The organism is Pseudocolwellia sp. AS88, from assembly GCF_030551755.1.
Classification (GTDB): Bacteria; Pseudomonadota; Gammaproteobacteria; order Enterobacterales; family Alteromonadaceae; genus Pseudocolwellia.
Genome location: NZ_JAUPEC010000043.1, coordinates 1 through 14012, shown reverse-complemented (window position 1 = coordinate 14012; position 14012 = coordinate 1). Strand labels below are relative to the sequence as shown.

Annotated in this window: 11 protein-coding genes and 1 tRNA gene; 5 read left to right on the top strand and 7 right to left on the bottom strand. The window is 36.6% G+C overall.

Going from position 1 to position 14012, the window contains the following annotated elements; all coding sequences use genetic code 11:
- The 5 genes from Q5N69_RS18155 to Q5N69_RS18135 form a co-directional block, all read right to left on the bottom strand.
- Nucleotides 1–896, bottom strand: an 896-nt coding sequence (locus tag Q5N69_RS18155; protein ID WP_304370498.1) for a retention module-containing protein, incomplete at its 3' end; no start/stop codon positions are given.
- Between the two features lie 280 nt (nucleotides 897–1176).
- Nucleotides 1177–1722 carry a PEP-CTERM sorting domain-containing protein gene (locus tag Q5N69_RS18150; protein WP_304370497.1) on the bottom strand — a complete coding sequence of 182 codons (546 nt, stop codon included), beginning with the start codon at nucleotides 1720–1722 and terminating at the stop codon, nucleotides 1177–1179.
- Nucleotides 1723–1995: 273 nt separating this feature from the next.
- Complete coding sequence (locus Q5N69_RS18145; RefSeq protein ID WP_304370496.1) at nucleotides 1996–3066, bottom strand: glycoside hydrolase family 26 protein; 1071 nt, start codon at nucleotides 3064–3066, stop codon at nucleotides 1996–1998.
- A 195-nt stretch (nucleotides 3067–3261) separates the two neighbouring features.
- Nucleotides 3262–3346: transfer RNA gene (locus tag Q5N69_RS18140), tRNA-Leu, on the bottom strand.
- 310 nt (nucleotides 3347–3656) lie between these two features.
- A complete protein-coding gene (locus Q5N69_RS18135) occupies nucleotides 3657–5129 on the bottom strand; it encodes an NAD-dependent succinate-semialdehyde dehydrogenase (protein ID WP_304370495.1) in 1473 nt (490 codons plus the stop codon).
- 204 nt (nucleotides 5130–5333) lie between these two features.
- Here Q5N69_RS18135 and Q5N69_RS18130 point away from each other — a divergent pair, with 204 nt between their 5' ends.
- On the top strand, nucleotides 5334–5837 hold the full coding sequence (locus tag Q5N69_RS18130) for an RDD family protein (RefSeq protein ID WP_304370494.1): 504 nt from the start codon (nucleotides 5334–5336) through the stop codon (nucleotides 5835–5837).
- Between the two features lie 35 nt (nucleotides 5838–5872).
- Here Q5N69_RS18130 and lptG read toward each other — a convergent pair whose 3' ends face one another.
- The gene (lptG, locus tag Q5N69_RS18125; protein WP_304370499.1) at nucleotides 5873–6937 is read right to left on the bottom strand and encodes an LPS export ABC transporter permease LptG; all 1065 of its coding nucleotides are present in this window, start codon (nucleotides 6935–6937) and stop codon (nucleotides 5873–5875) included.
- Nucleotides 6934–8079 carry an LPS export ABC transporter permease LptF gene (gene lptF, locus Q5N69_RS18120; protein ID WP_304370493.1) on the bottom strand — a complete coding sequence of 382 codons (1146 nt, stop codon included), beginning with the start codon at nucleotides 8077–8079 and terminating at the stop codon, nucleotides 6934–6936. The genes lptG and lptF overlap by 4 nt, the downstream gene beginning before the upstream one ends.
- A 241-nt stretch (nucleotides 8080–8320) precedes the next feature.
- Here lptF and pepA point away from each other — a divergent pair, with 241 nt between their 5' ends.
- From pepA to Q5N69_RS18100, 4 genes are all read left to right on the top strand, one after another.
- On the top strand, nucleotides 8321–9829 hold the full coding sequence (gene pepA / locus Q5N69_RS18115; protein ID WP_304370492.1) for a leucyl aminopeptidase: 1509 nt from the start codon (nucleotides 8321–8323) through the stop codon (nucleotides 9827–9829).
- Between the two features lie 105 nt (nucleotides 9830–9934).
- Nucleotides 9935–10420 carry a DNA polymerase III subunit chi gene (locus Q5N69_RS18110; protein ID WP_304370491.1) on the top strand — a complete coding sequence of 162 codons (486 nt, stop codon included), beginning with the start codon at nucleotides 9935–9937 and terminating at the stop codon, nucleotides 10418–10420.
- A gap of 75 nt (nucleotides 10421–10495) precedes the next feature.
- On the top strand, nucleotides 10496–13369 hold the full coding sequence (locus tag Q5N69_RS18105) for a valine--tRNA ligase (protein WP_304370490.1): 2874 nt from the start codon (nucleotides 10496–10498) through the stop codon (nucleotides 13367–13369).
- A gap of 293 nt (nucleotides 13370–13662) precedes the next feature.
- Nucleotides 13663–13872: a cold-shock protein gene (locus Q5N69_RS18100; protein WP_304370489.1), complete on the top strand. Its 210-nt coding sequence runs from the start codon at nucleotides 13663–13665 to the stop codon at nucleotides 13870–13872.
- The last annotated feature ends 140 nt before the right edge of the window (nucleotides 13873–14012 follow it).

The window sequence follows — 14012 nt, the reverse complement described above, 5'->3', positions numbered from 1 at the left end:
CCATCTGGACTTGAAGCGTTATCTAATACATTGCCTGAAGTCGGCGTATCTTCTTGTACTGAAATTGTTTCGCTATCGTCTATCAGATCACTAACAGGTGTAACGGTGATTGATAAATTGCCAGTAGCATTAGTATTTGTAGTGTAAGTAATTAATGGAAGTTCACCATTCCAATTAGCTAGCGGGGTAAAAGTAAAGCTACCATCAGAATTTATGGTTAAGCTTCCGCCTTCAACTTCAGCTGTTTCACCACTAAGGTAAACTATTGAGTCTCCTGAAATGGTAAAAGATAGAACAGTTAAATCATCATTAGCATCAATGTCATTATCAAGAACATTACCTTGAGCTATTTGATCTTCGTCTATAGTAATTTGATCGTTTTGTGGGAAAGTTAAATCTGATATTTCATTTAATGCATCTGGTTCATTGTCTACAATAATTGCAGCGGTATTTGCTGGCTCAGTTGTATCATATCTAGCTTGTGCCAGAAGCTCTTCAGCATCACGATCTAAAGTAACAAAGCTAGTACCAGCATTATCTAAAACTCCACCAGCTGCAGTATCAGGAAGTTCTATATCATCTCCTGATTCTATTAGCTCTTGAATCGCATTGATATCATCTAATACATCATTTAAAGACTCTGATATAGGCGATACATCAGCTGTAAGGTTTGTTGTGTTGTCAGCATCGGGCTCTGTTGATAAGTTACCTGATATAACTTGTTCGCTGCCATCGTCGTAAGCAAGTGTAATCGTGCTTTCCTGAGGTAATATAAGCACCATTCCTTTCGGTATATTATCACCGGAATTTAGAAGTGTTCTATTACCCACGTCCGTATGGATGGCCCCTTTAACATCAACAACTTCAGCATTCCTTGGGGCTATAAATTCTTGCATTTCCTTAAAACTCCTAATAATTATCTAAATTCTTTACTACCTTTAACTTATGGAGAATAACATGTGGGTCATCTATAGAGGTTTGTTATACAAGTAGTAAAAAAACGATGGTATTTTGATTATATTCTAAGCGGCTTAATAATTTAACATTTATTTTGTAATATACATGACCGTTTAAACCACAAACAATTTCTAAATATAGCAGATTTATTTTATATAATAAAAAATGGCGATATATTTCTATATCGCCATTTAAAATGAAACTAAAAAATTTTAATAATTATTTTTTAAGATAACGTCTACCAAATGCTAGTAATGCTAAAGAAAAAATAGCTATTGATGACGGCTCTGGTACATTTACTGTTTTAAATACATAGTTGATTTGATTTTCACCAAATTCAGCTTTATCTTGCACCCAAGCACTAGCATCGCCTGCTGAAGCATATAAACCATCACTATCAATATCAACAAAGTAATCTTCACTACGCGTATCATAAAAGCTTTGGAATACATCATACCAAGCTTCATGATTAACAATTGTTTCTAGAGTACTTATAGCATAAGACTCGTTAGTACCTAACATGCCAAAATTAGCTTCTGCTGCTGAAATACCTGTATAAATTGTGGCTGGATCATCTTCTACGCCATCACCATTTTCATCATAATATAATGGACCTGATGCCATATCGTAGAAGCCAACATATTGCCAGTTTTCACCTGATGCATCACTAACAATATCACCTACATTTAATATACCTGCATTTGCCATGCTAGAAGAAAACAATACAAAACTAGCTAATGCGATATTTAAAAACTTAATGTTCATACGACCTCTCTGAAAACCTATTTAAAGGGATTTTATTATTGAACAATTCTATACAATCTTATATGCAACTTATATTCCAAAAAAAATAACTACTGAATTATCAGTGATTTAAAATTTTAAATAATATAAAAATAAATTTTTTGTTAAAAACCCTGACAGTATTTAAACTCATACTATCTAAGTTTCGACACTCGATAAAATATAATTCTACCTTAACAACACATTAATTGTACCGCCAATTACAAAAAGTCCTCAAAATATTAATTCAAATATCTAATTTTCTAAAGGTATAACTTGAAAGTCATCAGCATGTAACCACAGAGGGTTTGTTATTTCTTGAATATATTTATCACTAACCACGCTATTTCTTTCTAATCTAGCATCTTTCCAATTATGCCATGAAAAACCTAACCTATCAGACCAAAAAGCCCAGTCCCAGTTAATATAGCTTATAGCTTTAATTTGAGGATATTCTTTGAGCATATCAAAGAAAGGCTGATACCAAGCAACCCAACTTTTAATACCGTCATCAACACCAACATAACGTGGAGTTGTTTCACCAATCATGACTGGCTTTCCGTGTTTCTGAGCATCTCGATAAAACTCACCAAGCCAAGGATTAGTTATCTCTTGAGGTGAAAAAATATCGACTCCCCACCAGTCAACAACATCATCTCCTGGGTAATAAGTCATTAATTCTTCTTTAGAAATAAATCCAGCAGATCCTCCAGCACTACACCAAACTGTTGCTATATTCTTAATACCACTTAAACGAACTTTTTCTGTGATTAACCTAAATGCTCCAACAAAACCTTCTGCGCTATAATTGTTCCACTTACCTTCAAATTCATAACCAATACGTAAATATGTAGGTGTATTTAAATCAGATAATGCATTTATAAAAAGCTCTAACTGTTTATCAAAGTCTCCTTTAGCAATTCGGCCTGCTTCACCTGACCCATCATCATTACCAGACGTTAAATTTAAACCAATTTGAAGTACAACATTAGAGTTTGGCATTGAAGCAAGTTCTGATTTAAGTTTGTTATGCCACTGAATTACTTCATCAGTAGATTGAGTAATTGAAATATACGTCATATACATTAGTGGTTTGCTATCAACAGGCATCAAATTGCTATATCGATTATAGCTATCTATATCTTGCCCTGCCCCATGTATTATCCCTGATTGTGGTTCTAATTTAGCATCAAAGTTTAACCTTTTCTTATAGTCACTTTTAGAAGTAACATCTACCGGTTGTTGTTTCAGTGAAAGATCATTCCTGACATTGTTAGAGCAAGCCATTGTCATCAGTAATAAGAATATAAAATAAAAATGATTCATCTATCTGCCTCTGTGATTTTTTGTTATTTTTTTATCAAACAATAATTGTCATTAAGACTATAACAATTAAGGGTACACAAATCATTAATAATATTAACTACTTTAAATATCTAAATGGTTAACTTATTTATATTTATAAAACTAAATTTTTTAAACAAAAAAAGCCCTGACTCTTTCGAATCAGGGCTTTCTATTTGGTACCGGAAGACGGACTTGAACCGTCACGCCCGAAGGCAACGGATTTTGAATCCGTCGTGTCTACCAATTCCACCACACCGGCAATAAGGGGAAGTAAACGAGAGTTTACAAAGCAATATGCTTTACAAAAAAACCAATAGCTTTATAAACTACCTCTAAAATATTCTTTCAAATCTTTAAGAGGTCGGCATTATACGAAATACTCAGATGTTAGCAATAGTTTTTATAAAACAATAAGCTTAGATGTTGCTTATTTAACCGGATAGAGATAATTAGCGAAAAGTGATTTTTTAATTTCTACTACCCGCTTACTAAATCCAATTAACAATATAGATTTATTTCAAATATCATAACCGTTGGATTTTACTTGTTGTCTTTGAAGGTAATTCTATTTATTTGTCTAGCCCCCCCATACATAAATATTTAATTTCTAAATAATCGTCTAAACCGTATTTAGATCCTTCTCGACCACTTCCTGATTGTTTTACGCCGCCAAAAGGTGCTGCTACATTAGAAATTAAGCCTTCATTAATTCCTACCATACCGTACTCAAGCGCTTCGGCTACACGCCAAATTCGACCTATATCTCTAGAGTAGAAATAAGCGGCTAAACCATATTCAGTATCATTAGCCATTGCAATAACTTCGGCTTCTGTATCAAAACTTAAAATAGGAGAAATAGGACCAAAAATTTCATTGTTAGCAACTGGCATGTCATTAGTAACACCAGTTAAGATTGTTGGTTGGTAGAAGTTTTTACCTGCCGTAGCTTTTTTACCTCCAAGTATAAGGTTGGCACCAGCAGCTATAGAGTCGTTAACTAATTTATCAACGCCATCAACAGCATCACTTGAAATCATTGGTCCAATAGTTACGCCGTCAACCAAACCATCGCCAACAGATAAAGCTGCAACAGCCGTAGAGAATTTTTCTGTGAACTGTTCAAGCACCGCTTTCTGTACAAAAATACGATTGGTACATACGCAGGTTTGCCCCGCATTTCGATACTTTGAAATTAAAGCTCCTTGCACAGCCGCATCAATATCAGCATCATCAAAAACAATAAAAGGTGCATTACCTCCTAGCTCCATTGATACCTTTTTCACTGTAGTTGCACATTGGCTGATCAAAGCTTTACCTACCTGTGTTGAGCCAGTAAAAGTAAACTTGGCAACATCAGGATGCTGAGTTAATACTTCTCCCATACCGCGCGCATCTTCACCAATTACAACATTAAACACACCTGCTGGGATCCCAGCCCTTTCAGCAAGTTCAGCCATAGCCAATGCCGATAATGGAGTTTGTGTTGCAGGACGAACCACAAACGTACAACCAGCGGCAAGAGCAGCTGCAGCTTTTCTTGCGATCATAGCATTAGGGAAGTTCCATGGAGTGATTGAAGCTACGACACCTACAGGTTGCTTTATTACAACAATACGTTTATCGCCTGATGGTCCAGGAATCGTATCGCCATAAACCCTCTTACCTTCTTCAGCAAACCATTCAATAAATGAAGCACCGTAGCCAATTTCACCTTTTGCTTCAGCTAGAGGCTTACCTTGCTCTAATGTTAATATTTTCCCAAGATCATCTTGATGTTGTATCAGTAAGTTAAACCAATTACGTAATAAGATTGAACGTTCATTAGCTGACTTAGCTGACCACATTTTCAAAGCGCTTTTTGCTGCTTTTATGGCAAGCTCTGTTTCAATTACGCCAGCGTTGCTTACATAAACAACCAGTTCATTATTAGCAGGATTAGTTACTGCAAACTGTGCTTCACTGTTATGCCAGCCACCATTAATATAAGACGATGTTTTAACTAAAGTATTATCTTGCAAATCTAATGATTTTTGCTCTTTCATGAATACGCCCACAATTAACTAAATGTAAATTTAAGTAGATGGTAAATTAAATACTGCATTTTCACATCATAATACATTAATGTTGATTTAAATTATTCCTTCAGAATAAACGTCTTATTTTTCTTTATAAATATTTATTAGGTAAAATAATGCGATTTAACAGCGCTCTTTGGTAAACTACTGAAAATTTTTAAAGGTATTCCCATGACTTCAATAAATTATAACGACTTCCCGCGTGCCGGCTTTCGACGCCGCATGGCTTGTTGGATGTACGACTTCCTCACCTCTGTAGCGGTTTACATGGTAGCAGGACTTATTTCATTCTGTATTTTTATGCTATTTAACCACTTAGGCTTTGTAGATATGGGAGAATATGAGCATTTAATTGAAGTACAACAGAATTCTATTTTATATAGTGGATTAATTTATAGCTGGAACTTTTTTTGGGTAGCTTTTTTCTTTGTCTGGTTTTGGAATAGAAGTGGACAAACAATAGGTATGAAAGCATGGCGTTTACGTGTTCAAAATTTAGATGGAAGCTTAATCTCTAAAAAAACAGGCTTGAAGAGGCTGCTTCCTACCTTGATAGGTTTTGGTAATTTCGCTGTATTATTTGATAGAAAAAATAAGCTAAGTTTACAAGACAGATTCACACAAACTGAAGTAGTTGTTTTACCTATTGAAGTTAGTAGAGCTAAAAACAGCTAGCTCTACTGATTAGTAACTTCGTACATATCCGAGATCTAACTGGGTTTTCGCTGCATCAAGTACAGCGCAACACTCACGAATATGATGCTTGGCATAACGGCCCCAAATAAAGGTGGCAATTGATAAACCAAGCTCATAGAGCCCATTACTTCATTACTAATATAAAACAGTATACCTGTGGCAACACCCATCATAATTCTTGCGCCCATAGACACAGAGCGCAATGGACCAAAAATAAACGATAACGCTACTAACAACATAACCGCAACCGTTATCGGCTGAACTATTTTACGCCAAAAGGCTAATTGGTAACGGCTAGTATCTTGTTCATTATCTTCTAAGTATTGTAGGTAGTCAGATAACCCACTTATAGATAATGATTCAGGCGTAATAACACCTAATTTATCTGGCGTTAATGATGATCGCCAAGACTTAACCGCTAAACTTTCTGAGGTAATATTTTCGTCATTTACAAAAGTTTCAACAACGCCAGTTAACTCCCAGCTGTCTGTTTTATATTTAGCACCGTCAGCAGCAACCCAGCTTGATAACTTTAACTGCTCATTAAATTTATAGATTTGAATATTACTTAATTCACCATGCTCTTTAATTTCGCCAATGTGAACAAAGTAATCACCATCTTTTGCCCAAACGCCATTTTTAGATGAAACCAAACTACCACCTGAGATAGCCTGAGCTCTAATTTCACGTGCAGCGGCTTCGCCTCTTGGTGCTAACCATTCACCAACAGCCATACTGATCAATATCATAATTACCGCTGTTTTCATTACAGATTTAATAATGTCTAAGCGTGACCAACCAGAGGCTTGCATAACAACTAGTTCACTATTACTCGCTAGCATACCAATACCGATTAACCCGCCAATAAGTGTCGACATTGGGAAAAATATTTCGATATCACGCGGAATTGCATATAAAACATAAAGCGCAGCATGAGATAAATCATAATTACCACGCCCTACTGCTTTCATTTGCTCTACAAATTTAATAATGCCACTTAAGCTAACAAAAACTGACAAGGTAATAGCCGTTGTAGACGCTATTATTTTTCCAATATATACATCAAGTATTTTCATTATGCTGCTGCTTTTTTTCGTGGGAAAGAAGGAAGAATTGACTTAACTCTTAAGCCTGCGCTTCTGTGCTGAAGTATTAAAACAATACCTAAAACTAATGCACAAATATGTACAGGCCATAAACCAACAGAACTTGGAATAGCACCACTTTCTATAGCAGAGCGAGAGGCTGTTAATAGTAAGAAATAACTTAAAAATAAAATAAGCGCTGGTAACATTTTACCAAACTTGCCTTGGCGTGGACTAACCGAACTTAAGGGCACAGCAATCAAAGTAACCACTAAACAAACTAATGGAAATGCCATACGCCATTGAATTTCAGCACTATATTCGGCCTGGTACTCGGCATCATCTTCATTAAATAGTTTATCTGTTGCAATAGCGCTTAATTTACGGCGCTTATGTTCAACCTTCTGATCTTGTATTTGAATATAATATTTACTAAAAGCAACTTCTCTAAATTCATTATTTTTTTCGTCGTTCTGATAACGAATACCATCCGTTAACACTAAACGTTGAGAACCGGTATCTTCTTCAATTACTTGACCTTGCGCAGCATAAACTAGGCTAGAATTGATAATACTTTCATTGGTATGATTCTTTCCGGGAAGTTGCGCTACAAAGACTTTATTGAGGGTTGACGAGGCATTATCTTTATCATGAATAAATACAACAGCTTTTTCGTTACCTGTTTTTTGAAAGCGGCCAGCCATTAAGGAACTTAAACCTGAATCAGCAGCAAGCTCTTCTTTAACCTGATATTCATATTCAGATGCGTAAGGCGCTAAATGTAGAGTAAATATTCCGGTAATTATGGCGGTCACTAACCCTACAACCAAGGTTACCCGAACAACATACCACTCACTTATACCGCAAGCATGTAAAACCGCCATTTCGTTATCTGCGTATATACGTCCGTAGGCTAACAAAATCCCCAAAAACAAACTCAAAGGTAAAATCATGCCAGCTAAATCTGGGATCTTCAAAGCAATGAATATCATCACTAAATGACCTGGTATACCACCTTCTGATGCATCGTCTAAAATACGTACAAATTTATTACTAATAAAGATCGCCATAAGTACAAAAAATACAGCAAGCTGTGTTTTAGCAACTTCTTTTAATAAATAGCGAAAAATAATCACAAATAGATCCTATAAAAACGTAGTTTTTTTCTGACAATCGCACTATTTTTAAGTAAACTGGTTGTTTTCATCACAAAATAATAAGTACGCTAGAAGCATAAAGCTGTTCAAGCCAGCGACGATTATAGCCTTTAGCACAATAGATTTAAAACTAATCTTCCTTATTATTTAACGTTTTAAGCTATTTAAGCGACGAATATTAATAAATTATCGTATTTAAATAGCCAATTAAGGAGAACCCATGGAGTTCAGTGTAAAAAGTGGTAGCCCAGAAAAACAACGCAGCGCATGTATTGTAGTTGGTGTATTTGAACCACGTCGTTTGTCTGCTATAGCTGAACAACTTGATGAGATCAGTGAAGGATATATTAGCAATTTGTTACGAAAAGGCGACCTTGAAGGTAAGTCTGGTCAAATGTTATTACTTCATCACGTTCCTAATGTATTAAGTGAACGCGTTTTACTTGTAGGTTGTGGTAAAGAACGCGAATTAGATGAACGTCAGTATCGCCAAATTATTAGCAAAACAATTAGCACATTAAATGAAACAGGTTCAATGGAAGCTGTTTGTTACCTTTCAGATCTTCATGTTAAAGGTCGTGGTACATATTGGAAAATCCGTCAAGCGATTGAAGCAACTCAAGATTCTTTATATAGCTTTAACAGCCTTAAAACTCGCAAAGCTGAAGCTCGTCGTCCATTACGTAAAATTGTATTTAATGTGCCTACACGTAAAGAACTACCTATGGGTGAGCGCGCTATTGCTCATGGCTTAGCTGTTTCTGAAGGTGTTTCAACATGTAAAAATGTTGCTAACATGCCACCAAACATTTGTAACCCTGCATACTTAGCTGAACAAGCTCGTATTTTAGATAACGATTACGACAGCATCAGCACAACAGTAATTGGCGAAAAAGAAATGGAAGAGCTTGGTATGGGTTCATACCTAGCAGTTGGTCGAGGTTCGGTTAACGAATCAATGATGAGCATCATGAAATACAATGGCGCTGGTGATGATTCTGCACCGATTGTACTTTTAGGTAAAGGCTTAACCTTTGACAGTGGCGGGATCTCTTTAAAACCAGGTCCTGGCATGGATGAGATGAAATATGACATGGGTGGCGCTGCTGGTGTTTTAGGTGCTATGCATTCATTAGCTGAATTAAACCTGCCTATTAATGTTATTGGTGTTGTTGCCGGTTGTGAAAACATGCCTGGCGGAAATGCTTATCGTCCAGGTGATATTTTAACTACGATGTCAGGCCAAACGGTTGAAGTATTAAATACTGATGCTGAAGGACGTTTAGTTCTGTGTGATGCATTAACTTATGTAGAACGTTTCGAACCTGAAGCTGTAGTAGATTTAGCCACATTAACAGGTGCTTGTGTAGTTGCTTTGGGCAAACATGCAACCGGTTTATTTAGTGCACATAACCCATTGGCGCATGAGCTATTAAATGCTTCAGAGCAAAGTGGCGATAGAGCTTGGCGTTTACCTTTATGGGACGAATACCAAGACCAACTTGAAAGCCCATTTGCTGACTTTACTAACTTAGGTGGTAAAGGTGGTGGTGCAATTACAGCGGCATGTTTCTTGTCTCGTTTCACTAAAAAATACAACTGGGCACATTTAGACATTGCTGGTACAGCATGGCGCAGTGGTGGTAAAGACAAAGGTTCAACAGGTAGACCTGTTAGCATGTTAACTCAGTACTTATTAAACAAGTCTGGTGCTGAACAAGGCGAATAAAACTAAAGCGGAATGTTTAAGCATTCCGCTATTTTAGTTATGATTCACATGTAAGTTACTTAGTTAAATAAATATTGTTAATTAACAAGCAATGAGTAAGTAAAAATGCAAACAAAAGTCATGTTTTATGTTCTTCCTGAAATAGCCAACACTATAGAAGAACAAACACATAACGAAAAAACAGCTGAACAAGAAAAACATTCTTTGATTCACCAAGCCTGTTTGCAAGCTGCTTATTTTTACAGACAAAATCAAAAAGTTTTTATTTATACACAAGATCAAACACAAGCTCACGACATAGACGAAATGTTATGGGCATTTGAACCTGATTCATTCGTAGCTCATAATTTGTTAGGTGAAGGCCCAAGAGGTGGTTCTCCAGTTGAAATTAGCTGGCAAAATCCAACGATTAGACGCCCTGTTCTTATCAACTTAACAAATACAATGCCTAACTTTACGAATAACTTTTCAACTGTGGTTGATTTTGTGCCAACAAACGAATTATTAAAGCAGCAAGCTCGCGATAGATATAGAGCTTGTAAGCAATGGGGCTTTTTAGTTGAAAGCCAACCTGCTCCGGTTATTAATTAGCGCTGATATTTAACAATTTAATACAGGTTTATTAATACAAACTAATTAAAGTGAAACTCTTCTTACGGAATTCTGATGGAAAAAACATTTACCCCTTCTGACATTGAACAATCCCTCTATAAAAGCTGGGAAGACCAAGGTTACTTTAGCCCAACAGGCGAAGGTGACGGCTATTGTATTGCAATACCACCACCAAACGTAACGGGTAGCTTGCACATGGGGCACGCCTTTCAACAAACCATAATGGACACTTTGATCCGTTATCAACGTATGCAAGGTAAAAACACCCTTTGGCAAACAGGTTGTGATCACGCAGGTATCGCAACGCAAATGGTTGTTGAACGAAAAATAGCAGCAGAAGAAGAAAAAACACGTCACGATTACGGACGCGAAGCATTCATCGACAAAGTTTGGGAATGGAAAGAAGAATCAGGTGGAACTATCGGCAAACAAATGCGCCGCTTAGGTAACTCAATTGATTGGTCTCGTGAACGCTTTACTATGGATGCTGGTATGTCTGAAGCTGTACAAGAAGTATTTGTACGCTTATTTGAAGACGACCTCATTTACCGTGGTAAAAGATTAGTTAACTGGGATCCTAAATTTCATACCGCTATTTCAGACCTTGAAGTTGAAAACAAAGATAAAAAAGGTCACATGTGGTACTTACGTTACCCGCTAGCCAATGGCGAGAAAACAGCTGAGGGTAAAGATTATCTAGTTGTTGCAACTACTCGACCAGAAACAGTGCTTGGTGACACCGGCGTAGCTGTTAACCCTAAAGACGACCGTTACAAAGATCTAATTGGTAAACATATCCTTTTACCTTTAGTTAACCGATTAATTCCTATTATTGGCGATGATCATGCCGACATGGATAAAGGCACCGGTTGTGTAAAAATAACACCTGCTCATGACTTTAACGATAATGAGGTAGGTAAACGTCATAACCTACCACTTATCAATATATTAAATAAAAATGCTGAAATCTTAGCTGAAGCTGAAGTTTATAATGGTACTGGTGAAGTTAGTGATGCATACGATACCGCTTTACCAGCAGAGTTTGCTGGGTTAGATCGCTTTGTAGCACGTAAAGCTATTGTTGATAAATTTGATGAGCTTGGCTTACTAGTAGAAGTTAAAGAGCATGATCTAGTTGCACCATATGGCGATCGTTCAGGTGTAATTATTGAGCCGTTATTAACAGACCAATGGTACGTAAGAGCTGGACCTTTAGCTGAACCAGCAGTAGATGCTGTTAAGTCAGGTGAAATTGAGTTTGTGCCTAAGCAATACGAAAACATGTACTTCTCTTGGATGAAAGACATTCAAGACTGGTGTATCTCTCGTCAACTTTGGTGGGGACATAGAATTCCTGCTTGGTATGACGAAAACGGTAAAGTTTACGTTGGCAGAACTGAAGAAGAAGTTAGAACTAAACACGGTATTTCTGCTGATATCAGCTTAAAACAAGATGATGATGTACTTGATACATGGTTCTCTTCAGCGTTATGGACTTTCTCAACATTAGGTTGGCCAAAAAACACTGAAGACCTTAAAAACTTCCACTCAACTGATGTGTTAGTTACAGGCTTTGATATTATTTTCTTCTGGGTTGCTCGTATGATCATGATGACCATGCATTTCAACAAAGACGAAAGTGGTAAACCACAAGTTCCATTTAAAAAGGTATATGTTACTGGCCTTATTCGTGATGAAAATGGCGATAAGATGAGTAAATCTAAAGGTAATGTTATTGATCCTTTAGACATGATTGACGGTATTTCTTTAGATGATTTATTAGAGAAACGTACTGGCAACATGATGCAACCTAAGTTAGCAGCTAAAATAGCTAAACTAACTAAAAAAGAATTCCCTGAAGGTATTGAAGCTCATGGTACTGATGCTTTACGCTTCACATTAACATCTGTTGCTACTACAGGACGTGATATTAGTTGGGACATGAAACGTCTTGAAGGCTACCGTAATTTCACAAATAAATTATGGAACGCAAGCCGTTATGTACTAATGAATACGGAAGAACATGATTGTGGTAAAGACAATAATGCTGAAATGGAATTTTCATTAGCTGACCGTTGGATTTTAGGTCAATTCCAACAAACAGTTAAAACCGTACATGAAGCCTTTGAAACTTTCAGATTTGATTTAGCTTCACAAGCGTTATACGAGTTCACATGGAATCAATTCTGTGATTGGTACTTAGAGCTAACTAAACCTGTATTTTTCAAAGGAAATGAAGCACAGCAACGTGCAACGCGTCATACCTTAGTTAACGTATTAGAAAGCTTATTACGCTTAATGCATCCAATAATGCCTTACATTACAGAAACTATTTGGCAACGGGTTGTTCCTTTAACTAACTTTATCCAAGACCACGGTAGCAAGTTAGGTGATAGCATTATGGTTCAGTCATTCCCTGCGTTTGATGAAAGCCAATGTGATCAACAGGCTATTGACGATTTAGAGTGGGTTAAACAGTTTATTGTTGCTATTCGTAATATTCGTGGCGAGATGGACATTTCACCTAGTAAAGCACTTCCTGTATTACTTAAAAATGTAAGTGACATCGATCAACGTCGTATCGACGAGAATCAACAGTTTTTAAGTGCATTAGCTAAACTAGAAAGTATTGATGTTATAGCTGAAGGTGCAGAAGCGCCATTATCTGCTACAGCTGTAGTTGGGGACTTATCAGTACTTATTCCTATGGCTGGTTTAATTGATAAAGATGCTGAGATAGCACGTTTAACTAAGTCGATTGAAAAACTGAACAAAGAAGCAGATAAAACACGCAGTAAATTAGGTAACGAAAAATTTGTTGGTAAAGCGCCTGAAGCAGTTATCAACAAAGAAAAAGCAAAATTACTTGAAGCTGAATCTGCTCTTACTAAGCTTCGTGAGCAAGTAACTCAGATAGAAGCGTTATAGCCCTAGCGACTTTGAAGCAGTTGTTAAAAAGTTGTTACAAGCCAGCATGTTAGCTGGCTTTTTTTTGTCACAAAAAAGTAAAGATATCTCTGAACCATTATGATAGTATGTTGTCGCGTTGAGTTTTTGCGTTTCGGAAGAAGGAAAGATTGGCTAGCAATAGTTAGTTGTCCTAAACGCTTTTATTGTGTTATTGGAAACCTTTCTCTGTCTGTACTTCGAGGTAGAGAGCATTTACTCCGTATGTAGCCATTTGGCTGTTTTTAATTTATTATTTTGTGAGAAATGTAAGTATGTCTGATTCAGTAACAGGTAAAGTAAAATTTTTTAACGAATCTAAAGGATTCGGTTTCATCGAGCAAGAAAACGGACCTGACGTTTTTGTTCACTTTAGCGCTATCCAAGGTGACGGTTTCCGCACTTTAACTGATGGTCAAGCAGTATCTTTTACAGTTAAACAAGGCCAAAAAGGTCCTGAAGCTGAAAACGTTAATGCTATTTAAGTTTTAATACTTAAAACAAATTCGAAAAAGGTGAATCATTTATGGTTCGCCTTTTTTATTACCTATGACCCGTCCTAAATAAGGTTGACACTTTTCTTTAAGTAAATTGGAGAGTGTTATGAAATCAACAACTAAGCGTA

Coding starts and splice junctions, on each gene's coding strand:
- Q5N69_RS18150 (WP_304370497.1), bottom strand. CDS start 1,722: ATGAACATTAAGTTTTTAAATATCGCATTAGCTAGTTTTGTATTGTTT.
- Q5N69_RS18145 (WP_304370496.1), bottom strand. CDS start 3,066: ATGAATCATTTTTATTTTATATTCTTATTACTGATGACAATGGCTTGC.
- Q5N69_RS18135 (WP_304370495.1), bottom strand. CDS start 5,129: ATGAAAGAGCAAAAATCATTAGATTTGCAAGATAATACTTTAGTTAAA.
- Q5N69_RS18130 (WP_304370494.1), top strand. CDS start 5,334: ATGACTTCAATAAATTATAACGACTTCCCGCGTGCCGGCTTTCGACGC.
- pepA (WP_304370492.1), top strand. CDS start 8,321: ATGGAGTTCAGTGTAAAAAGTGGTAGCCCAGAAAAACAACGCAGCGCA.
- Q5N69_RS18110 (WP_304370491.1), top strand. CDS start 9,935: ATGCAAACAAAAGTCATGTTTTATGTTCTTCCTGAAATAGCCAACACT.
- Q5N69_RS18105 (WP_304370490.1), top strand. CDS start 10,496: ATGGAAAAAACATTTACCCCTTCTGACATTGAACAATCCCTCTATAAA.
- Q5N69_RS18100 (WP_304370489.1), top strand. CDS start 13,663: ATGTCTGATTCAGTAACAGGTAAAGTAAAATTTTTTAACGAATCTAAA.